The following is a 22,252-nucleotide window of genomic DNA, read 5'->3' as shown; positions in this document are numbered from 1 at the left end:
GGCCTCGAGGCCTCCGGCACCGGCAACATGAAATTCATGATGAACGGCGCCCTCACCATCGGCACCCTCGATGGCGCCAACGTCGAGATCCGCGAGCAGGTCGGCGACGACAACTTCTTCCTCTTCGGCCGCACCACCGAGGGGATCGCCGAACTCAAGCAGCAGGGCTACCGGCCCTGGGAGCTGATCGGCTCCACCCCGGAGCTGCCGGAGGTGCTGCATCTGATCGAGAGCGGCCACTTCAGCAACGGCGACAAGGAGCTGTTCCGTCCGCTGCTGGAGAATCTCACCGGCCGCGACCCCTTCTTCGTGCTGGCCGACTTCGAGGCCTACATGAAGGCCCAGCAGGACGTGAGCGAGGCCTGGAGCGACCGCCCCCGCTGGAACCGGATGTCACTGCTGAACACCGCCCGCAGCGGCCTGTTCTCCTCGGATCGCTCGATCCGGGAGTACTGCGAGCGGATCTGGCAGGCGGAGGAGTTCCCCGTGACCATCACCTGCGAGATCGACGAGGCCCCGGCCAAGGGCCGTCGGCTGCCCGCCGCCCAGTGAGGGCGGCCTGAGACTGGCCGGGGCGGGGCGGGTCAGCCGCCCCGGTGATCGGGCAGGTCGGGGGTCTGATGCAGCAGCCGATTGAGACGCAGCCGGTCGGCGTTGAGGGGGTCGGGGGCCAGTTCGCCGGCCACTTCCCGGAAGGTCTGCTCCACGGGCTCGGGCACCCTCACGTCGAAGATGCGCTCCATCAGGGCTTCGATGGAGAAAAGGTGGGCGTTGATGTTCTCCAGATCAGCCATGGCCTGCTGGATCGCCTCGTTTTCAGGGGGTGCGTCGGCGCTGGCGTCGGCTGAGGCGGCTTCAGGGGCCGCGGGGGTGGGGGGCGTATCGCCGTCGCCGTGCTGCTTCTGGAGCTCCTCCAGCACCCGGCCGGCGAGGGTGCGGAACGACTGCAGCGCCGCCCAGTTGAGCTCCTGCTGCTGACGCAGGCTGGGATTTTCGCGGATCAGCCGGTCGTGTTCCCGATAGAACCGCTGGCAATCAGGACATTGGCAGGGCTCTTCTGGCACCGCGTCCCTTCTTTCATTCAATGGTCATCATGGCACCGACCGGGAGCAGCGGGGCAAAGTGCAGCGCGGGCGCCGAAGCGCTCAGGCGGCCATCGGGTCCTGATCGGGATGGTCCCCCGCCTCCTGGAGCAGCGGCAGGGGAATCTCGATCGAACTGACCACCTGAATCACATCGCGCAGGCGCATCGAGTCGGCGAACCAGCCCATGGCCTGCTCGACGTCACCGCGGCGCTCGGCATCCCCGGCCTGCTCCTCGTGGGCATCGGCCAGCAAGGCCAGCCAGCAGAGGCAGCGGGCCTGGACCACCGACAGATCGAGTTCGTCGGGGTGGCTGTGGGCGATCGATTCGCTCTCCTGTTGCACCAGCAACCGCAGGCGCAGGTCGTGAAGCTGGGTCATCCACTGCTGACGACTGGCGACACGCTAGCGGGAGCGTCCGCTTTGGGAAGCCCACCAGCGGTAGCGCTCGTTACGGCCCAGGCCAGACGTCAGTTGCCGGCGTAGGCGATGCCGGCCTCCACCTCGGCGATCGCCTGGTTCACCAGGTTGATCGCCCGGTCGCGGTGCCCACCTTTGTTGGGAGCGGCCATCTGCAGGGATGAGCGGGCGCTGAACAGCGCATTCAGGGCGTTCTGCATGTTGGGCTGCTGGGCCACGGCCACGCCCGAGGCGACGGCCGCACCGGCGAGGAAGGCGACGGGGATGGCCAGCCAGGGGGAGAGCAGGGGACGGGGAGCCATGGCCTTAAGAAAATCTCAAGGAAATCTAGGCCGGCCGGGGGAACGGGGCTGGCGGGACTCGAACCCACGACCTACGGTTTAGGAAACCGTCGCTCTATCCGGCTGAGCTACAGCCCCCTGCGACCAATTATGAAGGCTGCCGGGTCCGGCACGGCCAGTCCCATCAGAACCCAGTGGCCGCCTGGCTCCGACCTCCAGCGACCAGGGCCGCAATTGCGGGTTCACGGACATGGGCGGGGGAATTCTGTGAAACGGGTGAGAGGTGGTAGTATTTCGGCGGTACGACTCCTTTCCTCCTACCCACCATGCTTTCGCTCAGATCGCCTATAGGCCTTGGGGCTGCGCTCAGCGCAAGCCTGGCCGCCTCTTTCCTTTCCGCCACCCCGGCCCAAGCCCAGGTGTTCAACGCCCCCTCCGGCGGGTTCCCCGGTGGCGTTGAAGGCACCGCCGTCGTCAACCAGTGCGGCAACAGCCTGGTGGCTGCCACCACCATCTTCAGTGGTTCGTTCGCCTGTCAGATCGGCGACAAGATCTACAGCAACTTCTTCATCACCAACGACACCACCGGTGCTCTTGGGGGCTCTAACTTCCTGTTCCAGAACATCGGCGCCAACCACTCGCTGTCGGCCTTCGGTGCCTTCATCCCCGGCACCTACACCTTCGGCTACACCATGACGGTGTTTGACGCCATCAACACCGGTCAGAGCCTGGCGAGCATCCGCAATGATGCCCTCAACTCCGCTATTGGCGACAACATCCCCGCCTGGACCAAGACCCTGACCGCCCTCACCAACGGTCCGACCCTCACCACGGAAAGCTCCAGGGCTGGTCTGAACCAGTTCGACGACGGTCCGGTTTCTTTCCCCATTGCCGCCCAGCCTGTCGTCGCGGATTTCATCTCCGAGCTGTTCGTCGACGATCTGCCCAGCAACTTCACCCCTGGGATCAACGATACCGTGACCCAGAAGTTCGCGGAAGGAGATTCCGTCCCCGGTCCCCTGCCCCTCCTGGGTGCTGCCGCCGCCTTCGGCTTCTCCCGCAAGCTGCGCAGCCGCATCAAGCAGACCGTCTGATCCAGGCGTCGTCCTTTATCCCCTGCCCCCACTCCGGTGGGGGCTTTTTTTGTGTGCGGGTCAAGCCCCGCACAGGCATGAACGCCCATCCTGACAAACGACGGGACACCGGTAGATTTGGCCCTGCCGTCTGAGAAAAGCCGAGTGATGGATGCGACCGGATCCAGTTCTTCAGGCAGCAGTGACGTCCGCATCGGCAAGGAGGCCGCCCAGGCGTTCTCCGTCATCGGCGTGGTCTCCCTTGGCCTGGGCCTCGTCACGCTGGTGTTCAGTTCCCTGCCGGTGCGTCTGCTCGACCCCGCCTGGCAGTTGCAGCTCTCCGGCGCCTTGACGGGAGCGGGCTTTTCCCTGCTGATCGGTACCCTGCTGATCTGCACGGCAGGAGCCTTGCCCGCCTCTCCCCAGCCCATCCACGCAAACGTGAAGTTGCTGCGCAACATCTGCACCTGGGTGGCGATTCTCTACTTGGTGATGATCCCGGTTCAGCTGTATGCGGGCATGCGGGTGCTGCAGCAGAAATCCGGCGAGGAGGGCCGCACCCAGGCCGCCTGGAAGAAGTTCAAGCGGCAGCTGGAGGCCACCAGCAACGAGCAGGAGCTCCGCACCCTGCTCGGCAAGCTCAACCAGCCCATCAACCTGCCCCCCAAGCTGAATCAGCCGTTTCTCTCCTTCAAGCAGACCATCGTGGCCCAGGCGGATTCCCGCTTCAACGCCCTCGTCTATCAGACCGACCAGGCCCGCTCCCAGCGGCTGCAGAACTTCATCAGCGAGGCGGCCAACAACACCCTCAAGTCCCTGCTGTTCGCGGGGGGCTTCGCCGCCTTCGGCCAGGGGAAGGAAGGCGGGCCGACCCTGCTCGACAAGGCGCTGGGTCTGTTCGGCAACAAGTCCCGCCGCCGTGGCCGCGTGGGATGAAGCCCCTGGGCCCCCTGCCTACAGTGACCACGGAAAGCAGGCGAGGTGATCGCGATCGGTGCGGTGCGGCCTTCGGGTCATCGCCGCGGCCGATTGAGGAAAGTCCGGGCTCCCCAATGGCCAGGCCTGCTGGGTAACGCCCAGTGCGGGTGACCGTGAGGACAGTGCCACAGAAACACACCGCCGATGGCCCGGGCTTGTCCCGCGCACAGGCAAGGGTGCAAAGGTGCGGTAAGAGCGCACCAGCGGCATCGAGAGGTGCCGGCTTGGTAAACCCCGGCTGGGAGCAAGGCCCAGGGACAGCGGTTGGCCATCTTCCCCGTCCCGATTCCCATGCGCCGCTCGAGGCCGCCGGTGACGGCGGTCCCAGACAGATGATCACCCCCCCAGCCGGAGGTCCGCCACCGGCTGGGGAGAACAGAACCCGGCTTACGTCCTGCTTTCCCCTTTTGCCCCGCGATGACTCCCCAGCGCCGCCAGCAGATCCTGGCCTTTCTGGAGAGCCTCGGCTTCGGCGCCCCCTCCGGCCTGCTGCCCCCGGATCCGGCCGCCGCGGACGCCGCCCTCGACACCCTGGATGAGGCCCTCACCCACAGCTCCACCGGCCTCCCCCGCCACCACGACCGCCTGGAGTTCCTCGGCGACGCGGTGCTGCGGCTGGCGGCCGCCGAGTTCCTGCACCGGGAGCATGCCTCCCTCAGCGTGGGCGACACCTCCGCCCTGCGGGCCCAGCTGGTGTCCGACCGCTGGCTGAGCGAGCTGGCCCGCAGCATCGCCCTGGAGCCGGTGCTGCTGATGGGGCCGATGGCTGCCGGCGACCGGGCCGGCCGCTCCACCGTGCTGGCCGAATGCGCCGAGGCCCTGGTGGGCGCCATCTATACGGTGGGGGGCGGTCCCCAGGGCGGCCTGATGGCCGTGCAGCGCTGGCTGGCCCCCCACTGGCAGCTGAGCGCCGCCGAACTGCTGGCCGACCCCGCGCGCCACAACTGGAAGTCGGTGCTGCAGGAATGGAGCCAGGGCCAGGGGAAGGGCCTGCCCACCTACCGCAGCCAGGAGCGCAGCCGGGTGCACGGGGATCCGGAGCGCTTCGAATGCCGGGTGGAAGTGGCCGACCTCAGCGGTGAGGGGCGGGGCGGCTCCCGCCGGGAGGCGGAGCAGCAGGCGGCCAGGGCGGCGCTGGCCGCGCTGGCGCTCAGGCCTGCTCCAGGGTGCTGAGCGGCACGGTCACCAGCTTGTCCCAGTTGCCGCCCTCGAACAGCACCGCGGCCATCGCCCCGCTGATGCGCTGCACGAAGCCCTGGTAGCCGTTGTAGATGGAGCGGGGATCGCGCACCACCACGGTGGAACCGGGCAGGATCGGGCTGCTGGCCATGGCGGATGCCCTGGGGGGGACCATCAAGTGGGGCCATTATCGATGCCAAGGCGTCCCGTTGGGCCCCTGGCGGGTGCCCGCGGGCACCGCACAGCCCCGTGACGCGATGATGCGCCGCGACGGGAGCGATCAGGCCGTGGCCGACACCAGCAACGAGAGCCAAGGGGCCGACCCGGGTGAGCTCATGGCCGTGGGGCGGATCGTGGCGGCCCAGGGCATGGGCGGCGACGTGCGTCTGCTGCCCCTGAGCGACTTTCCCGAGCGGTTCACCCGGCCCGGCCCCCGCTGGCTGCAGGCCCCCGGGGGCCAACCCCGGCCGGTGCGGCTGCTGGCCGGCAGACCCGTGCCGGGCAAGACCCTGTTCGTGCTGCGCCTCGAGGGCATCGGCGACCGCAACGCCGCCGAAGGCCTGGTGGGCCATCACCTCATGGTGCCGGCCGCCGACCGTCCCACCCTGGAGCCGGGGGAGTTCCATCTCCTCGATCTGGTGGGGCTCCAGGTGCGGCTGCTGCCGGATCCCCAGGCCCCGATCGGCACCGTGACCGACCTGATCCACGGGGGCAACGACCTGCTGGAGGTGGAGCTCAGCGACGGCGGCCGGCGGCTGCTGATCCCCTTCGTGGAGGCGATCGTGCCGGAGGTGAACCTGGCGGAGGGCTGGATCGGCCTGACGCCGCCCCCCGGCCTTCTGGACCTCTGAAACCCTCCGGGGTTCACCCGGACGCTGACGGCCGGGTGCGGCTCCGGTTGAATGGGCCCGTCTGATGGTCCTGCGGGACAGCTGCCGCCGCGATGGCTACCCCCTCCCTGGTCCCGGTGATCCTCTGCGGCGGCACCGGCACCCGCCTCTGGCCCCTGTCCCGGGCCAGCTATCCGAAGCAGTACTGGCCCCTGGCCGGCACCACCGAGGAAACCCTCCTGCAGCAGACCCACCAGCGCCTCAAGGGGCTGCCGGACCTGGCGCCGCCGTTGCTGATCTGCAACGAGGACCATCGCTTCATCGTGGCCGAGCAGATGCGCCAGATCGGCGTCGAGCCGGCGGCGATCCTGCTGGAGCCGGTGGGGCGCAACACCGCCCCGGCGGTGGCGGTGGCGGCCCTGCAGGCCACCGCCCGCGGTGAGGACCCCCTGCTGCTGATCCTGGCGGCCGACCACGTCATCCGCCGGGCCGCCGACTTCCGCGCCACCGTGGCCGCCGGCATGGCCGCCGCCACCGCCGGCCAGCTGGTCAGCTTCGGCATCGTGCCCACCAGCCCCGAGACGGGCTACGGCTACATCGAAGCCGCCGAACCCCTGGCGGCCACCCCCGTGCCGATCGCCCGCTTCGTGGAGAAGCCTGACCGGGCCACCGCCGAGGCCTTCCTGGCCACCGGCCGCTTCACCTGGAACAGCGGCATGTTCCTGTTCCGCGCCAGCGCCATCCTGGCGGAGCTGGATCGCTTCGTCCCCGAGGTGGTGAGCGCCTGCCGCACCGCCCTGGAGCACGACAGCGCCGACCTGGAGTTCCTGCGGCTGGAGCGGGAGGCCTTCGCCAACGGCCCCAGCATCGCCATCGACGTGGCTGTGATGGAGCGGACCGACCGGGGCGTGGTGCTGCCCCTCGATGCCGACTGGAGCGACGTGGGCAGCTGGGCGGCCCTCTGGGAGACCTCGGAGCAGGACCCGGAAGGCAACGTGCTGCGGGGCCGGGTGATCAGCGAGGGCAGCCGCAACTGCTACCTGCGCAGTGAGCACCGCCTGGTGGTGGGGCTGGGGGTCGAGGATCTGGTGGTGGTCGAGACCGACGACGTGGTGCTGGTGGCCCACCGCGACCGCGCCCAGGAGGTGAAGGGCATCGTCGGCCGGCTGGAGCGGGACGGGGCCCCCGAGAGCCGCGCCCACCGCCGCATCTACCGCCCCTGGGGCCACTACGACGGGGTGGTGGAAGGGGAGCGCTGGCAGGTCAAGAAGATCTCGGTGAAGCCCGGCGCCAGCCTGTCCCTGCAGATGCACCACCACCGGGCTGAGCACTGGGTGGTGGTGCGGGGCACGGCCGTGGTCGAGAAGGACGGGGTGGAGGAGCTGGTGGGCGAGAACCAGAGCACCTACATTCCCCTCGGCGCCCGGCACCGCCTCACCAACCCCGGCAAGATCCCCATGGAGCTGATCGAGGTGCAGAGCGGCCCCTATCTCGGCGAGGACGACATCGTGCGCTTCGACGACCAGTACGGCCGCAGTGACGCCCCCCTGACCTGCCCTTGAAGAGCGTGTCCAGTTTCATGGCAGGGGCGGAACGGCCTCTGCGACCGCTCAGGCGCGCCCTGTCGGCGGCCATCAGCCGCCACCTGGCCCGCCGCCTCCTGCGGACGATGGAGCGCGCCACCCCGTCGCCGTTCGCGACGACCCCACCGGAGGGGTTCCGCCGCGGCATCGACCACTACAGCCGCCAGGACCTGATCGCGGTCCTGCAGAACGTCCTGGCCTCCTACCGGAGGGCCTGCGGCCGCTACCCCGATCTCGCCAGGCCCCGCTCCTACTCCGAGAAGGTGAGCCACGCCAAGTTCTTCGCCCCCATCAAGGTGCCCGAGAGCGGCAACAAGCTGCTCACGGGCAGCTTCCTGCCCCCGGCCCTGGCGGGCCAGGTGAGCGTGCCGGAGGTGGTCTGGCACCACGACCAGCCCATGCTGCCCGCCAATGGGCAGCTGGAGCCGGGCGAGTACTACCTCAAGGCCAGCCACGGCTCCGACATGGTCCAGCGCATCCGCTTCCCGCTGGAGGCAGGGCAGCGGGAGGCCCTGGAGGCCACCTGCCGGCGGTGGCTGAGCCGCCCCTTCGGCCTCGGGCAGGGTGAGTGGTGGTACAACAGCTTCCCCCGGCGCCTCCTGATCGAGCGGTCGATCTCCTCCCGCATCCCGTCGCTGTCCCTGCTCTTCTATGTGCTCGGGGGTGAGGTGGCCCTGATCACGGTCTTCGCCAAGGCGCTGCAGCCGGGCAAGCCCAACCGTCGCCTGCTGCTGGACGGACGCTTCGTCCCCCTGGCCGAGCAGGATCCTGCGGAGAAGCGGCTGGCGGACTTCCAGCTCAGCGAACCGCTCCAGCGGCGCTGCCTGGAGGTGGCCCGCACCGTCGCCGGCCCGTTGCACTCGGTCAGGGTCGACCTGATGGTGGGGGACGACGGCCGGATCTACCTGAACGAGGTCACCTTCTCCCCCAGCAACGGTCTCCCCTTCGTGGGCAGGGACCTGGACCTCCACCTCGGCCAGCTATGGCCCGGCACCAGCCTGTGGCGCTGAGGGCGCCGGCCTGGGGCGGCGAGCCCGCGGAGCGGGCAACGCCGCCTTCGGCCGGCGCCCTCAGCGCCACAGGAGCTGGTGGAGAGGGGGGCAGGCACAGGCCATCCAAGCTTGCGGCAGAAGGCTCTCGCCTCCCCCGGGAGGGTGTGGCGCTGCGGTGAACCGGAGGCGGCGTTGCCGGCCAAGGCCGGCTCGCCGACCGGAGGTTCCCCGCAGCGCCACACCCTCACTCGACAGTGACGGACTTGGCCAGGTTCCTGGGCTGATCGACGTCAAGGCCCCGGTGGGCGGCGATGTGATAGCTGAGCAGCTGCATCGGGATCACCGTGAGCAGGGGGCTGAGCAGCTCGTCCACCTCCGGCAGGGGCAGCAGCACGTCGAACAGCTCGGTGTCCGGGCAGGCGGGCGCCACGCCGATCAGCTGGGCATCGCGGGCCTTGGCCTCCTGGGCATTGGAGAGCACCTTCTCGAACACGGTTCCCGGCACGGCGATCGACACCACCGGCACCCGGGCGTCGAGCAGGGCGATCGGGCCGTGCTTCATCTCACCGGCCGGGTAGCCCTCGGCGTGGATGTAGCTGATCTCCTTGAGCTTGAGGGCCCCCTCCATGGCGATCGGGTAGTTGATGCCCCGCCCCAGGAAGATCACGTCCTGGGTGTCGGCGAACAGGTGGGCCAGCTCGGCGCAGCAGCGGTCATGGTCGTCGACCAGGCGCTGCAGCACCGCCGGCATGGCCCGCAGCTGCTCCACCAGCTCCCGCAGCTGGGCGGGGGTGCGGCCGCCGCCGAGGGGATGGGCCGTGCCGCCCCGGCGCTCGGCGAAGGCCAGGGCCAGGCCGTAGAAGGCCAGCAGCTGGCCGAGGAAGGTCTTGGTGGCGGCCACCCCCACCTCGATGCCGGCGCCGATGTCGAGCAGGTGGGGCACCAGGCGGCCCAGGGAGCTCTCCGGGCGGTTGGTGATGCCCAGCAGCCTGGGGGCATAGGCCGGATCGGCCACCAGGAAGCGCCGGTCCTGCTCCATCGCCAGGGCGGCGAGGGTGTCGGCCGTCTCCCCTGACTGGGTGACGCCGATGGTGAGCGTGTGGGGCTCCAGCGGCGGCGGGGCGTAGCGGAATTCACTGGCGTAGAACACCGACGTGGGCAGCCCCGCCAGCTGCTCGAGCAGATGGGCCCCCACCTGGGCCGCATGGCGGCTGGTGCCGCAGGCGAGGATCTGGATCCGCTCCACCCCCTCGTAGACGGACTCATCGAGGGGAAGGGCCACCAGGGCGCCCTCCGGCAGATGGCGGGCCACCCACAGGGCCACCGTTTCGGGTTGCTCGTGGATCTCCTTGTGCATGAAGTGGCGGAAGCTGCGCTTGTCCGCCACGTGCTCGGTGCCCACCAGCAGCGTCGGGTTGCGCTGCACCCGCGCTCCGTCGCGGTTGTAGAGCTCGATGCCCAGGGGCGTGAGCAGGGCCACCTCCCCGTCCTCCAGGGGCAGGATCGTGCGGGTGAAGCCAGCCAGGGCCGGGGTGTCGCTGGCGCAGAGGAACTCCCCCTCCCCCAGGCCGATCAGCAGCGGCGCCTGGCGCCGGGCCACCACCACCGCCCCAGGCACCGCCGCCCACACCACCGCCAGGGCGTAGGCCCCGTGCAGCAGGGGCAGCACCTGCTGCAGGGCCTCCAGCAGCAGCGCCGGCGAAGCGCTGGCCCCCTCGGCCTGCCGTTGCCGCAGCCAGCGGGCGATCAGGTGGGGGATCACCTCGGTGTCGGTGTCGGAGCGGAACTCCACCCCCTCGGCCTGCAGTTCCTCCCGGAGGCTGCGGTGGTTCTCGATGATGCCGTTCTGGACCACGGCCAGCTGGCCGCTGCCGTCGAGGTGCGGGTGGGCGTTGCGCTCCTCCGGCTTGCCGTGGGTGGCCCAGCGGGTGTGGCCGATGCCGCACTGGCCCGGCGCTCCCCGCTCCTCGAAGCGGGCCGTGAGGTTGACCAGCTTGCCCTCGGCCTTGAGGCAGTGCAGGCCGGCCCCGTCAACGGTGGCGATGCCGGCGGAGTCGTAGCCGCGGTACTCCAGCTGGCGCAGGCCCTCCAGCAGCTGGGGGGCCGCCTCCCGTGAGCCGATCAGGGCAACGATGCCGCACATAGAACAAGTAGGCCAAAAAAAAGCCCGGCGCAGGCGCCGGGCATGAGCTTATGGGAGGGCAGCGGCGGCGCCGGTGCTCAGTAGGCCAGGCCCATGGAGCGGCTGGTCTCGTCACCCAGGTAGACGCGGATGCTCAGGAAGTCGGTGGGGCAGGCGGTTTCGCAGCGCTTGCAGCCGACGCAGTCTTCGGTGCGGGGCGAGGAAGCGATCTGGGCGGCCTTGCAGCCATCCCAGGGCACCATCTCGAGAACGTCGAGGGGGCAGGCACGGACGCACTGGGTGCAGCCGATGCAGGTGTCGTAGATCTTGACGGCGTGGGACATGCCAGGGCCGGGAACGAACGGCGAGGTGCCCAAAGTACCCACACCGTTCCGGCGCAGGGCGACACCCGGGGCTGGCCGTCACCCTTGTTCATACGCCGAAAGGCCCCGAACGGGGCGACCCGTAGGATGCTGCCTCCCTCACAGCAGCCATGTCCCAGGAAGCGATCTTCGAGAAAGTCCGGTCGATCGTTGCCGAACAGCTCAGCGTGGAGGCTGACGAGGTCAAGCCGGAATCCAATTTCCAGAACGATCTGGGCGCCGATTCCCTCGACACCGTCGAGCTGGTGATGGCCCTGGAGGAAGCCTTCGACATCGAGATCCCCGACGAGTCGGCCGAAGGGATCACCACGGTGGGTGACGCCGTCAAATACATCCAAGAGAAGCAGGCCTGAGGCGTCCATGGTGGAGGGTCTCCGCCGCGTCGTCGTCACCGGCCTGGGCGCGGTCACACCGATCGGCAACAACGTCGCGGATTACTGGGAGGGGCTGACCAGCGGCCGCAATGGGGTGGCGCCGATCACCCTGTTCGATGCCTCCCGCCATGCCTGCCGTTTCGCCGCCGAAGTCAAGGACTTCGACACGGCGGGCTGGCTGGAACCAAAGGAAGCAAAGCGCTGGGATCGCTTCTGCCAGTTCGGGGTGGTCGCGGCCAAGCAGGCGGTCGCCGATGCCGGCCTGACCATCGACGACGGCAACGCCTCGCGCATCGGGGTCGCCATCGGCTCCGGCGTGGGCGGGCTGCTGATGATGGAAACCCAGGCCCACGTGCTGGCCGACCGCGGTCCCGACCGGGTCAGCCCGTTCTGTGTGCCGATGATGATTCCCAACATGGCCACCGGACTGGCGGCCATCGCCATCGGCGCCAAGGGCCCCAGCAGCGCCGTGGCCACCGCCTGCGCCGCCGGCTCCAACGCCATCGGCGATGCCTTCCGGCTCATCCAGATGGGCCTGGCGGACGCCATGGTCTGCGGCGGTGCTGAATCGGCGATCACCCCCCTGGGGGTGGCCGGCTTCGCCAGCGCCCGGGCCCTGTCGTTCCGCAACGACGACCCCGCCACGGCCAGCCGCCCCTTCGACGCCGAGCGCAACGGCTTCGTGATCGGTGAGGGGGCTGGGGTGCTGGTGCTGGAGAGCCTTGAGCACGCCACGGCCCGGGGCGCCCGGGTGCTGGGCGAGATCGTCGGCTACGGCATGACCTGCGACGCCTACCACTACACCCTGCCTTCCCCCGGCGGCGTGGGGGCGGCGGAGGCCATCCGCCTGGCCCTGGCCGATGCCCGGCTGGAGCCGGAGGCGGTGGACTACGTCAACGCCCACGGCACCAGCACCCAGGCCAACGACAGCAACGAGACCGCCGCCATCAAGTCGGCGCTCGGGGCCCACGCCATGACCATCCCGGTCAGTTCCACCAAGTCGATGACCGGCCACCTGCTGGGTGGCAGCGGCGGCATTGAGGCCATCGCCGCAGTGCTGGCGGTGGCCCACAACCTGGTACCGCCTACGATCAACTACAGCACGCCTGATCCTGCCTGCGATCTGGATGTGGTGCCCAACCAGGCCCGGGAACACGCCGTCAACGTCGTGCTCTCCAACTCCTTCGGATTCGGCGGCCACAACGTCTGCCTCGCCTTCCGCCGGATGACCTGACCACCCGGCGCGCCAGCGCACCGGGTCACCCATCCCAGGAACACCTCCCTCCTCCCTGTACTCCCCCGTCAAGCCATGGTCGCCGCCCCCTCCACCCAGGTCGATAGTCACGTAGAGACGCTCTGCATCAACAGCATCCGCTTCCTGGCGGTCGACGCGATCAACAAGTCCAACTCGGGGCACCCCGGGCTGCCGATGGGCTGCGCACCGATGGCCTTCTCCCTCTGGGACAAGGTGCTGCAGCACAACCCGAAGAATCCGCAGTGGTTCAACCGCGACCGCTTCGTGCTCTCGGCCGGCCACGGCTGCATGCTGCTGTACGCGCTGCTGCACCTCACCGGCTACGACAGCGTGACCCTGGAGGACATCAAGCAGTTCCGCCAGTGGGGCTCCCGCACCCCCGGCCACCCGGAAACCTTCGAGACCCCGGGCGTTGAGGTCACCACCGGGCCCCTCGGCCAGGGCATCTCCAACGCCGTGGGCCTGGCGATCGCTGAAGCCCACCTGGCGGCGAAGTTCAACAAGCCCGACGCCACCATCGTCGACCACTACACCTATGTGCTGATGGGTGACGGCTGCAACCAGGAGGGCGTCTCGGGCGAGGCCGCCTCCCTGGCCGGCCACCTGGGTCTGGGCAAGCTGATCGCCCTCTACGACGACAACCACATCACCATCGACGGCAACACCGGCGTGTCCTTCACCGAGGACGTGATGAAGCGCTATGAGGCCTACGGCTGGCATGTGCAGCACGTCGAGGACGGCAACACCGACGTGGCCGCCATCACCCGGGCGATCGAGGCGGCCAAGGCGGTCACCGACCGTCCCAGCCTGATCAAGGTCACCACCACGATCGGCTACGGCTCCCCCAACAAGGCCAACACCGCCGGTGTGCACGGCGCCGCCCTCGGGGCCGAGGAGGCCGAGCTCACCCGCCAGCAGCTGGAGTGGAGCTATGGGGCTTTCGAAGTGCCCGAGCCCGCCTACGAGCACTGGCGTCAGGCGATCCAGCGCGGTGCCGCCGCCGAAGCCTCCTGGAACGAGAGCCTGGCCGCCTACCGCAGCCGCTACCCCGCCGAGGCCGCCGAGTTCGAGCGGCTGCTGCGCGGTGAGCTGCCCGAGGGCTGGGATGCGTCCCTGCCGGTGTTCACCCCCGAGGACAAGGGCCTGGCCACCCGCCAGCACTCCTACAACGCCCTCAACGCCTTCGGCCCCGGCCTGCCCGAGCTGATCGGCGGCTCCGCCGACCTCACCCACTCCAACCTCACCGACATCAAGGGCGAGGCCAGCTTCCAGAAGGGCCACGAAGCCAACCGCTACCTGCACTTCGGTGTGCGCGAGCACGCCATGGCGGCGATCCTCAACGGCATCGCGTACCACAACAGCGGCCTGATCCCCTACGGCGGCACCTTCCTGGTGTTCGCCGGCTACATGATCGGCGCCATGCGGCTGTCGGCCCTCTCCGAGCTGGGCGTGATCTACGTGCTCACCCACGATTCGATCGGCCTGGGCGAAGACGGCCCCACCCACCAGCCGGTGGAAACCCTCGCCAACCTGCGGGCCATCCCCAACCTGCTGGTGATCCGCCCCGGCGACGGCAACGAGACGGTGGGGGCCTACAAGGTCGCCGTCACCAACCGCAAGCGCCCCACGGTGCTCGCCCTCAGCCGCCAAGCCATGGTCAACCAGGCCAACTCCGCAGCCGAGAAGGTGGCCAAGGGCGGCTACATCCTCAACGACTGCGACGGCACGCCGGACCTGATCCTGATCGGCACCGGCACCGAGCTCGACCTCTGCGTCAAGGCCGCCGCCCAGCTCAGCGCCGAAGGCAAGGCCGTGCGCGTGGTGTCGATGCCCTGCGTCGAGCTGTTCGAGGAGCAGGACGCCGCCTACCGGGAGTCGGTGCTGCCAGCCGCCGTGCGCAAGCGGGTGGTGGTGGAGGCCTCCAGCTCCTTCGGCTGGCACAAGTACACCGGCTTCGACGGCGCCAGCGTCTCGATCGACAGCTTCGGTGCCTCCGCCCCCGGCGGCGTCTGCCTGGAGAAGTTCGGCTTCACCGTCGACAACGTGGTGGCCACCGCCAAGGCGCTGGGCTGAGGTGGTGCCCAATCCATCCATGGGCACTATCTTCCTAGCGAGTACTTCCTAAGTCCGATGAAGAAGAAGCCAGAAAGTCCCTCGGCAGACTTGCTGGCCCTCTTCTTATCAAGTGGCCTGACCCCAACCGCGGCGCTGGCACAGTTCGTGTTTGCATGCGTCGCGATGGGGGGGTTCATGTTCAGCCATGGCCTGAACATCGACGAAGAATTGGGTTTGTTTACCCCGTTTTCAATCTCCCTTCAGGGCCGGTTTTCCCTTGAACTGTTAGGCCAAATACTGCAGCCACCGGGAGTCTTACCCTTGGCCCCCTATGCACTGCTGGCTGCAGCCTATATCATTTCATATAACACCATTGTTTCCATTCACGGCCTACGCCATTCCTGGAGAACCCAGCTAGGCTTTCTGATTTTTATTCTGTTTCCAACGAACTGGCTTACTCAGGAGTATTCAGGCCTGGCTGCAGGCCTTGCTCTTGGGCTGATCTGCACATCCACGGCTGCCTTGTTGACGGTGGACAGAATCAGGAATCAACGCCCTCCCCTCCAGCACAGCCTGCTCTCAGTTCTCACGGTAGCTCTGCTGGTTCTCGCTCTCAGCACCTTTCAATCCCAGATCACCGTCTATTTTGCCATCGGAATGGGGGTAACCCTGTTTTCGATCTCTCAGGCAGAGAGCCATCAATCAGCATTTGGCTTTACCAGCCTTCGAACCTGGATTGTGTACGGGGTAGCATCCGTCCTGGCCTATGCGCTCACCGTCAAGGCGTATCTCACGCTCACAGGCCAGAACATCCAACATGTGAATATCTACTTTCGAAGCCCCTATTTCATGCTCAGGACAGAGCCGCTGCAGTACATCACGGGCAACCTGGAGCAATACACTAGAACCTATCTCACGCCTGGCTTCTTCTATGGCCATCCCCTCTGGGGCCTGCCCCTGCTTCTGATTGGCGCTCTTATTCTTTACTTCATCTACTGCGGCCCAGCTCGCGATTTAACGCAGGCTTCCGGGATCCAACTCAAGGCAGGTTGGCAAGGAATGCTCGGTTGGCTATCCCTGCTTGCCATCCCCTTGGCCCTTAACATTGTCTCAAAACCGTATCGGATTCCGATGCGGGCTCTCTTCGCCGTTCCCTATGTGGCCTGGCTGGCGTCAATGGTGTGGATGGAGCTGGCGGCAGGCTCACGGAGATTGAGGATTCTCATGGTTGGCGCAGCCCTGTCTTGCGTGTTGATTCTGCAGAGCCTGATCACGATTTCCCATTATTACGCTGCACGTGCTTTCAATCAACGTGCTGATCAGCTGGTTGCCAACACTGTTGCTTCCGTGATTGCCACGAGTTCCAAGCAAACACCCCGGGTCTCCAGAATTGCAACCGATGGCTCACTGCAACGGGAGCAACCTTATAGAACCGGATGGTACTCCTTTGCCGGTTCCTCCTTTTTCAATTGGGATGGAGGGAGTGCTCTGCGGATCAGTGCCTGGTTGAGAGCGATGGGCATTCCAGGCCTGAAACCCGTGGAAGAAAAAGAGAAGAAAAGATTTGAGACCGAATTTGCAACCATGAAACCCTGGCCGCAACCAGGCTCCATCCAGGTGAATGACGACACCGTACTGATCAAGCTGAGCTGAGCATTGAAGACACAGTCACTACGCCTTGACGAAGTGTCGAGACATTCTAACTGCCGGAGAGTTCTCCAAAATCGCCGTAACCTTCGTTCACCGACGCGACGTCGCTTTGCATAGTGAGCTGCGGGCACACGCTGGAGACGCTGACCGTTTCCACTGGCACACGTTCACCGGCTTTGACGGCGCCAGCGTCTCGATCGACAACTTCGGTGCCTCCGCCCCCGGCGGTGTCTGCTTGGAGAAGTTCGGCTTCACCGTCGACAACGTGGTGGCCACCGCCCAGGCGCTGGGCTGACCTCGGCCTGGCCGAAGGCAACGCCAAGACATTCATCAACAGGAAGCCGGGATCTCACTCCCGGCTTGTTTGATGCTTCTCCTGGGGATCACTGATCCGTTCATAGAGGATGCCCAATTCATTGGTCTGACGCACGCGGTAAACCTCAAGCAAGTTGACGCCGTGGCGCCGGGCCAGCTCCTCCAGGGGCGGGTAGTTGGCCGGAGCAAGACCAGCACCCTTTCGCGGGGAGGACACATGGTCAAGCACGAATCTGGGCCTGTCCTGCGAAGTGGTGAGCGCGCGGATGTATGCCGTCGTGTCGTTCTTGACCCAGGACAAGACGAGTAGTGTGCCGAGGTTGAGGTCGCTGATATGGGTGTCATGAACCCCTAGAAGGTGGGAATTCAATCCAAAGACATGGAGACCTTCCTGACGCGTTTCGGCGGGGAGGAGGGAACCCATGCGACTGCCGCCAGAAGCCAGCTCCCGGGTCATCCTGTGACCCGTAACGCTCAGCAGAGCGAGAACAGGTGTAAGGGCCAGAAGTGGGGCCCACCATGGCATCGCGAACGGTCGGGCAGGCCATGAAGCCGGGACCTTTGCCGATGCAGCGGAGCTGACAAGGCCAGGGACGTTGGCCAGGCCTGTGGCCATAACCACGACAGCCGTGGGGATAAGAAGCAGGTAGTAGTTCAACATGCCCTTGTTGGGCAGCAGAATCGCGGCGATGGTGGCGAGAGACAGGAGAAGCGACGCCCTGAAGAAATGAAGAGAGTGGGGCGGGTAGCGCTGGGGGCGAACCAGGGGAACGAGCCACACAAGCCAGGCCAGCAGGAATTGAGGGGCTTCGACTGCCAGCGTGCGCAGCTTGGCCAGCAAACCCATGAGCAGATCAGGTGCATTGCGGACGAAAGTGAAAACCTTGACAATGAACAAGACGGCCACAGCCCGGAGAGAAAACCCAGACGGCTGCCTACTGGAGGCGTCGATATCTACGACGCCCATGTAGTCGCCCAACAGGGAACCGGCGCGGCTGAACAGCCCATAGCCCCCCATCCGGTAAACGAGCAGGTCAACCACCAGACACGCCACGAAAGAGATAGCCAGAAGCCGGAAAGTCCGCCGCCGGCCGAGGCCCCCACCCAGGATCAGAGCCCACACCTGGGGTACGAGCTGGTACTTAAGGTGAAAGGCGGCCACGGAAAGGGCAACGACACCTGAGAGTGCTCGGCGTCCCGCTGGTCGATGAACCAGCAGCGTCCACATGCCAAGGAGCAGCACACTGCCGAGGATCTCGCCATTAGGAGTGAGTTGGGTGATCGACAGATCCACTGGCCGGATCAGCAGAGGCGGTCCGACGCAAAAGAAGCAAACGGCAACGGATGCCCCGCGATTCAGCAGGGCACGACTTCCTGCATAGGCCAGCATGGCAATAAGACCCACGGCCACGGACTGCACGAAAGCGATCGCGAATCCGTCCTGTAATGGAGGTGGGATGCCGATGAAGCGGAGCAAAGCCAAGAGCGGGACGTATAGCAGGGGGTGGAGAAAACCTTGCGTATACATGTCAACGACCTCGGTGCCTGGGGGGCGCTGCAAGTAGCGGCGGGCCAGTGACGCAGCCACATGGACATCATCCTGAAATCCACTGGTAATCACACCCGCCCACAGAACCCGAATAAGAATGGCAAGGGACGTTGAAATAAACAGAAGAAGACCGATATTCAGGTCAGATGCTCTGAGCCAGAATGGACGACGAATTCGATCGGCCAGATCCATGAAACAATCACGCTGGTTCACCAAGATACACGACATCAACCCAGCTGAATAGCCAGTTTGAGGCTGGGAACAAGGAGAACAGGGCACGGGTTCTCTGCAGAAACGAAAGACTGAGATCGCCTGGATGGAAGCAATCGCCAATGGGCATGGCAGTCTTCAACCACTGAGTGCAACAGACCTTCATGGAGTTTCGCCGAACGCCAAATAAGTCCTCGGTGGTGCTGCAGCGAAGATGCCATCTGAGCATGATGCTGACGCGACGCCCATCATCGGTTGTGACACCATGTTCACAGGACAGCATGCAACGGGCCCAAAGGCGTCTCGGAATCTGAAGACAAACGGGAAACATCGGCTAACGTGGAAACGACAGCACTCGTCTGCAGCATGACATCCGAACGACTCGTATACGTATCGACGGCCTACAATGAGTCGCTGAACCTTGAGGAGTTGCATACGCGCTGTCGTCAAGCCTTCGAGCAGATCAGGGAGGCCCTTCCGAACCCTGACGACCTTGAGTTCGGCATGGTGATTGCCGACAACAACAGCAGCGACGAAAGCCTGACGGTGATTCAGCGCATTGTCGCGAAGGACCCGCAGGTTATCGGGATCGCCAACAGCAGTAACTATGGCCCGGAAGCTTCAGCCGTCAACGCCTTCAAGCATGCGGGCGATTGCAGCTTGATGATCTGTCTCTGCTCCGATCTTCAGGATCCTCCCGAGCAGAGTGTGGAGATGGTGGTGCGGCTGCTGCAGGACAACTCCAAGGATGCGGTGCTGGCCGTGAAGAGTCGCTCGGCAGGGGGGCCGTTGCTGCAGATGGCGCGCAGGACGTACTACAAGGCCCTGGGCTATTCCTCCAGGCTCCAACAGGTTCCCAGTGGCTTCCATGGCTTCGGCTGCTACCGAAAAGAGGTTGTCGAGGAGATCCTGCGCTACTGGGATGAGTCCGGGATGAACCTGCGCATGTGCATCGCCAACAGCTGCCATTCGCCGGTGCTGATTCACTACAGGCAGGCCGATCGAACCCGGGGGACATCCTCCTATCGCGGTGCAGGGTATGCCCTGGAGGCCATCAGAGCTCTGCTGTCCGCAGACGCAGCCGCCAGTCGCCTGGCCCTCACCATCGGCGGGTTTGGGGTTCTGTTTGCCTTCATGGTGGCCGTGTTCCTGCTCGCCAACTATCTATCCGGGAACAGTCAGTACGAAGGCGGCATCCCCACGGTCATGGCCCTGGTTCTCATCAGCTTTGGCCTGCAGATGCTGACCATGGCGGTGGTCTCGAGGCAGATCGAAGGCCTGCGCCTTTCCGGCTTCAGGCCGAAGCTCAGATATACCTTGATGCGCCAGAGCCAAGGTCCGAATGATTAGCCATTCATTCACCCGCTACGGACTCAACGGCATCGCCTTCACCATCCTCGGCCCCGCTCTTTTCTGGCTTGCCTATCCGATGGGTGCCTTTCTCGCCCTGGGCATTGCAGAAGCAACCTGTCATGTCCTGAGATACTTCAGCTTTCGCTTTCTTGTCTTCCCCAGCAGCAAGGGATATCGGGTTTCCATTGGGCGCTACATCGTTTCCGTCGTGCCCACCATTACGGCGGGAGCCGTCATCGTCGCCCTGTTCAAGGGAGTGATCGGTAGAACGGAGCTGACGGTGCTGGGCGCCGCCACGTCCCTGATCGTTGGCTATGCATGGAGCACGTTTGTGTACAAGCAGAAGATATCCACCAGGCGCACAGAGCATGACGAACCCCAGAGCTGAATCTCCTGCCCGAGGAGATGGGCAGCATGGAAGCCATCTCAATGAGTCCGTACTACGATGCCATTGCGGTGAGCAGCATCCATCATGAGACAGACTTGCCTCGTTTGCGGCCATCAGCTGTCGGAGCCGATCCTTCACTACAGCGATCTCCCTTCCGGCGCCCAACAGATGCCAACGAAGGAAGATCTGGCTTCAGACAAGGGAATCGATTTCAGCGTCAGGCAATGCCTCTCCTGTGAGACCTTGCAGCTTGACTGCGAACCCGTTGCGTACTATCGCGATGTGATCAGGGCGATGCCGGTCAAGGGTGTCTTTGCCAATCTGAAGCTTGAGCTGTTCAAGGACTTTGCCAAGAAGTTTTCTTTGGCAGGCAAGCATCTGATCGAAGTCGGCTGCGGCAAGGGTGACTTCATCCAACTCTTTTCCAGCGAATCGGTAAGGATCTCTGGAATTGAGCATTCAAGTACCTCCGTCCTCGCCGCGCAAAGCAAGGGCCTCGACGTCGTTGAAGGATTTGTCGACTCCGCTGAATGCGAGGTTCCGAACGCGCCCTATGACGGGTTTCTCTCGATCAACTTCCTTGAACACCAACCAGATCCTTGCGGCATGCTGGCTGGAATTCACAGAAGCCTGACGCCCGATGGCGTTGGCCTGATTACGGTGCCCAGTTTCGATCACATTCTGCGCTATGACGCCTATTACGAGTTTGTCAGGGATCACCTGCTCTACTTTACAGAAACCACGCTGCGTCGCATGCTCGAAACCAATGGGTTTGACATCCTGGAGATGGGCCTCTTCAATGAAGATACAATTTATGCCTACGTCAAAAAACGGCCAGTTGTTGCCTTGAGTGGACTGTCCAACAACTACATGAAGCTGCGCAGCGAGCTGAATGCGTTGATTGATGATCTCAAGGCCCAGGGCAGGCGCGTGGCCCTATGGGGAGCCAGCCATCAAGGCTTTACGATCATCGCCTGTGCAGGTATTGGAGAGAAAATTGAGTACATCATTGATTCGGCAGAGTTCAAACAGGGCAAGTACTCGCCCGCCACGCACATTGAGATCATTTCTCCCGCCGATGCCCTATCCCGGGCAGCCAATGCCATCATCATCGCCGCTCCGGCTTATACGAAAGAAATCCTCGGCGTGATCCTTTCGACCTATCCTTCCGATACCCATGTTTCCGCACTCCGGCAGGACGGGATTGAGGTTCTTCATCAGCCGGTCAGCCCTTAAGGCCAGCAGCCGTATCGGTGATCTGCTCGTCCATGGTCCATGCGGAAAGGCCATGGGTGGAGAGGAAGTCCAGGAAAGGAGCGGGATCAGAGGAGTAGACATTCGGAGTGAGGCCCGGGTCAACAGAGGAGACGGGCTCAGGAAGGCTGAATAACCTGCTGACTCTCTGTGCCAGGGACGTCAGATCGGTTTCCTCGCTGACAGTGGCCAGGGGAGCCTCCAATGGAGGATGGTCGCTGGCCAGCCACGCCCAGGCCGACGCCACAATGTTGCCGGCATGGCCAAAGCCGCGAACCACGCGATTCTTGGACTTCAGGATGATCTGGCTACCGTCCCGGGCTTTGAGAAGAAAGTCACCCAGGGCATAGATCTCAGGGTTCGTCATGAATCTGCCCGAGAGCGTGTAGATCCTCAGGATGAGGCTGGCGGTGAGCTCCCTGATCCGCACTTCCTCTTCATACTTGAGGGCGCCATAGGGGTTTTCAGCGATCTTCTCTTCAGAGGCCCGACCGGTGCTATCAAAGGCCGCCGCGGCACCGGAGGAAATGTTCACAGCCCTGACGCCGGGTGAATGCACGATGGCCTCGCAGACAAGCCTGGTGATCTCCCGGTTGATCGCGATATAGGCGTCAACACCGACAGCATCCAGCCCGGAGCGAGGGAAGAAGGCCCCATGGAAGAGATAGCCAAAGGGCTCCTGCTTGGCATGCTCCGGCAGCTCAGCCAGTGGGTGGACGGGATAATCGAACGACTGGTCTTGCCCATAGGCTGTGGTGCTCAGCAAGGCGGGCTTACTGGCATAGGCTCGGACCTTCTGACGAAAGACATCGGGCGCGAGCAGACGCTGCAGCTCGTGCAGTGCGGTCTTTCCCACCCACCCGGTGGCACCGGTGACGGCAATGGGCTTGGAATGAAACTCAGACATCAGAAAATGGCGTGTAGGT

23 protein-coding genes, 1 tRNA gene and 1 other RNA gene are annotated in these 22,252 nt (G+C 65.1%); 16 read left to right on the top strand and 9 right to left on the bottom strand.

Features of this window, described 5'->3' with window-relative positions; genetic code table 11:
- Positions 1–552 (top strand): glycogen/starch/alpha-glucan phosphorylase (locus tag H6G99_RS15845; RefSeq protein WP_190612537.1); only part of this gene is annotated, 552 nt, incomplete at its 5' end.
- A 32-nt stretch (positions 553–584) separates the two neighbouring features.
- On the opposite strand, the gene H6G99_RS15840 is transcribed toward H6G99_RS15845, so the two are convergent.
- From H6G99_RS15840 to H6G99_RS15825, 4 genes are all read right to left on the bottom strand, one after another.
- Positions 585–1,064 carry a DUF8661 family protein gene (locus H6G99_RS15840; protein ID WP_094584337.1) on the bottom strand — a complete coding sequence of 160 codons (480 nt, stop codon included), beginning with the start codon at positions 1,062–1,064 and terminating at the stop codon, positions 585–587.
- Between the two features lie 81 nt (positions 1,065–1,145).
- Positions 1,146–1,463, bottom strand: a complete 318-nt coding sequence (locus H6G99_RS15835) for a DUF8670 family protein (protein WP_094584336.1) — start codon at positions 1,461–1,463, stop codon at positions 1,146–1,148.
- An 89-nt stretch (positions 1,464–1,552) separates the two neighbouring features.
- Positions 1,553–1,804, bottom strand: coding sequence for a hypothetical protein (locus tag H6G99_RS15830; protein WP_190612536.1), 252 nt, complete (start codon positions 1,802–1,804; stop codon positions 1,553–1,555).
- Positions 1,805–1,847: 43 nt separating this feature from the next.
- Positions 1,848–1,921: transfer RNA gene (locus tag H6G99_RS15825), tRNA-Arg, on the bottom strand.
- Between the two features lie 281 nt (positions 1,922–2,202).
- On the opposite strand from H6G99_RS15825, the gene H6G99_RS15820 reads away from it, so the two are divergent.
- The 4 genes from H6G99_RS15820 to rnc all read left to right on the top strand — a co-directional run bounded on the left by H6G99_RS15820 (position 2,203) and on the right by rnc (position 5,007).
- Positions 2,203–2,877, top strand: a complete 675-nt coding sequence (locus H6G99_RS15820) for a hypothetical protein (RefSeq protein WP_190612534.1) — start codon at positions 2,203–2,205, stop codon at positions 2,875–2,877.
- A 147-nt stretch (positions 2,878–3,024) separates the two neighbouring features.
- A complete protein-coding gene (locus tag H6G99_RS15815) occupies positions 3,025–3,792 on the top strand; it encodes an HpsJ family protein (RefSeq protein ID WP_190612533.1) in 768 nt (255 codons plus the stop codon).
- 33 nt (positions 3,793–3,825) lie between these two features.
- Positions 3,826–4,239: RNase P RNA component class A (gene rnpB, locus H6G99_RS15810), an RNA gene on the top strand.
- Positions 4,240–4,251: 12 nt separating this feature from the next.
- Positions 4,252–5,007 carry a ribonuclease III gene (rnc, locus tag H6G99_RS15805; protein ID WP_190612531.1) on the top strand — a complete coding sequence of 252 codons (756 nt, stop codon included), beginning with the start codon at positions 4,252–4,254 and terminating at the stop codon, positions 5,005–5,007.
- Here the strand turns inward: rnc and H6G99_RS15800 are convergent.
- Positions 4,985–5,164 (bottom strand): NAD(P)H dehydrogenase subunit NdhS, encoded by a 180-nt coding sequence (locus H6G99_RS15800; protein ID WP_015109734.1) that lies wholly within the window; start codon positions 5,162–5,164, stop codon positions 4,985–4,987. The genes rnc and H6G99_RS15800 overlap by 23 nt on opposite strands.
- 184 nt (positions 5,165–5,348) lie before the next feature.
- Between H6G99_RS15800 and rimM the strand changes: the two genes are divergently transcribed.
- The 3 genes from rimM to H6G99_RS15785 all read left to right on the top strand — a co-directional run bounded on the left by rimM (position 5,349) and on the right by H6G99_RS15785 (position 8,436).
- Positions 5,349–5,864: a ribosome maturation factor RimM gene (gene rimM / locus H6G99_RS15795; protein ID WP_190612551.1), complete on the top strand. Its 516-nt coding sequence runs from the start codon at positions 5,349–5,351 to the stop codon at positions 5,862–5,864.
- A 92-nt stretch (positions 5,865–5,956) separates the two neighbouring features.
- On the top strand, positions 5,957–7,405 hold the full coding sequence (locus H6G99_RS15790) for a mannose-1-phosphate guanylyltransferase/mannose-6-phosphate isomerase (RefSeq protein WP_190612529.1): 1,449 nt from the start codon (positions 5,957–5,959) through the stop codon (positions 7,403–7,405).
- Positions 7,402–8,436: an ATP-grasp domain-containing protein gene (locus H6G99_RS15785; protein ID WP_190612527.1), complete on the top strand. Its 1,035-nt coding sequence runs from the start codon at positions 7,402–7,404 to the stop codon at positions 8,434–8,436. The genes H6G99_RS15790 and H6G99_RS15785 overlap by 4 nt, the downstream gene beginning before the upstream one ends.
- A gap of 226 nt (positions 8,437–8,662) precedes the next feature.
- Here H6G99_RS15785 and glmS read toward each other — a convergent pair whose 3' ends face one another.
- Both glmS and psaC read right to left on the bottom strand, forming a co-directional pair.
- The gene (gene glmS, locus H6G99_RS15780) at positions 8,663–10,561 is read right to left on the bottom strand and encodes a glutamine--fructose-6-phosphate transaminase (isomerizing) (RefSeq protein ID WP_190612526.1); all 1,899 of its coding nucleotides are present in this window, start codon (positions 10,559–10,561) and stop codon (positions 8,663–8,665) included.
- 77 nt (positions 10,562–10,638) lie between these two features.
- On the bottom strand, positions 10,639–10,884 hold the full coding sequence (psaC, locus tag H6G99_RS15775; protein WP_011377242.1) for a photosystem I iron-sulfur center protein PsaC: 246 nt from the start codon (positions 10,882–10,884) through the stop codon (positions 10,639–10,641).
- Between the two features lie 149 nt (positions 10,885–11,033).
- Here psaC and acpP point away from each other — a divergent pair, with 149 nt between their 5' ends.
- The 5 genes from acpP to H6G99_RS15750 all read left to right on the top strand — a co-directional run bounded on the left by acpP (position 11,034) and on the right by H6G99_RS15750 (position 16,552).
- A complete protein-coding gene (acpP, locus tag H6G99_RS15770; RefSeq protein WP_035833476.1) occupies positions 11,034–11,276 on the top strand; it encodes an acyl carrier protein in 243 nt (80 codons plus the stop codon).
- Between the two features lie 7 nt (positions 11,277–11,283).
- A complete protein-coding gene (gene fabF / locus H6G99_RS15765) occupies positions 11,284–12,531 on the top strand; it encodes a beta-ketoacyl-ACP synthase II (RefSeq protein WP_190612524.1) in 1,248 nt (415 codons plus the stop codon).
- A gap of 75 nt (positions 12,532–12,606) precedes the next feature.
- Entirely contained in the window at positions 12,607–14,625 is a 2,019-nt protein-coding gene (tkt, locus tag H6G99_RS15760; RefSeq protein WP_190612523.1) for a transketolase, read from the top strand.
- A gap of 57 nt (positions 14,626–14,682) precedes the next feature.
- Positions 14,683–16,260 carry a glucosyltransferase domain-containing protein gene (locus tag H6G99_RS15755; protein WP_190612521.1) on the top strand — a complete coding sequence of 526 codons (1,578 nt, stop codon included), beginning with the start codon at positions 14,683–14,685 and terminating at the stop codon, positions 16,258–16,260.
- Positions 16,261–16,285: 25 nt separating this feature from the next.
- A complete protein-coding gene (locus H6G99_RS15750) occupies positions 16,286–16,552 on the top strand; it encodes a transketolase-like TK C-terminal-containing protein (protein ID WP_502707696.1) in 267 nt (88 codons plus the stop codon).
- Positions 16,553–16,606: 54 nt separating this feature from the next.
- Here H6G99_RS15750 and H6G99_RS15745 read toward each other — a convergent pair whose 3' ends face one another.
- Positions 16,607–18,313 carry a hypothetical protein gene (locus tag H6G99_RS15745; RefSeq protein WP_190612519.1) on the bottom strand — a complete coding sequence of 569 codons (1,707 nt, stop codon included), beginning with the start codon at positions 18,311–18,313 and terminating at the stop codon, positions 16,607–16,609.
- Positions 18,314–18,697: 384 nt separating this feature from the next.
- Here H6G99_RS15745 and H6G99_RS15740 point away from each other — a divergent pair, with 384 nt between their 5' ends.
- The 3 genes from H6G99_RS15740 to H6G99_RS15730 all read left to right on the top strand — a co-directional run bounded on the left by H6G99_RS15740 (position 18,698) and on the right by H6G99_RS15730 (position 21,308).
- Positions 18,698–19,681: a glycosyltransferase gene (locus tag H6G99_RS15740; RefSeq protein WP_190612517.1), complete on the top strand. Its 984-nt coding sequence runs from the start codon at positions 18,698–18,700 to the stop codon at positions 19,679–19,681.
- Positions 19,674–20,072: a hypothetical protein gene (locus H6G99_RS15735; RefSeq protein WP_190612516.1), complete on the top strand. Its 399-nt coding sequence runs from the start codon at positions 19,674–19,676 to the stop codon at positions 20,070–20,072. Before H6G99_RS15740 ends, H6G99_RS15735 begins: the two co-directional genes overlap by 8 nt.
- Before the next feature lie 84 nt (positions 20,073–20,156).
- Positions 20,157–21,308: a class I SAM-dependent methyltransferase gene (locus H6G99_RS15730; protein WP_190612514.1), complete on the top strand. Its 1,152-nt coding sequence runs from the start codon at positions 20,157–20,159 to the stop codon at positions 21,306–21,308.
- Here H6G99_RS15730 and H6G99_RS15725 read toward each other — a convergent pair.
- Positions 21,298–22,233: an NAD-dependent epimerase/dehydratase family protein gene (locus H6G99_RS15725; RefSeq protein WP_094584320.1), complete on the bottom strand. Its 936-nt coding sequence runs from the start codon at positions 22,231–22,233 to the stop codon at positions 21,298–21,300. The genes H6G99_RS15730 and H6G99_RS15725 overlap by 11 nt on opposite strands.
- Positions 22,234–22,252 lie beyond the last annotated feature (19 nt).

Source organism: Synechococcus sp. FACHB-909, from assembly GCF_014698945.1.
Taxonomy (GTDB): domain Bacteria; phylum Cyanobacteriota; class Cyanobacteriia; order PCC-6307; family Cyanobiaceae; genus Cyanobium.
This window is presented reverse-complemented; position numbering and strand designations above follow the sequence as displayed.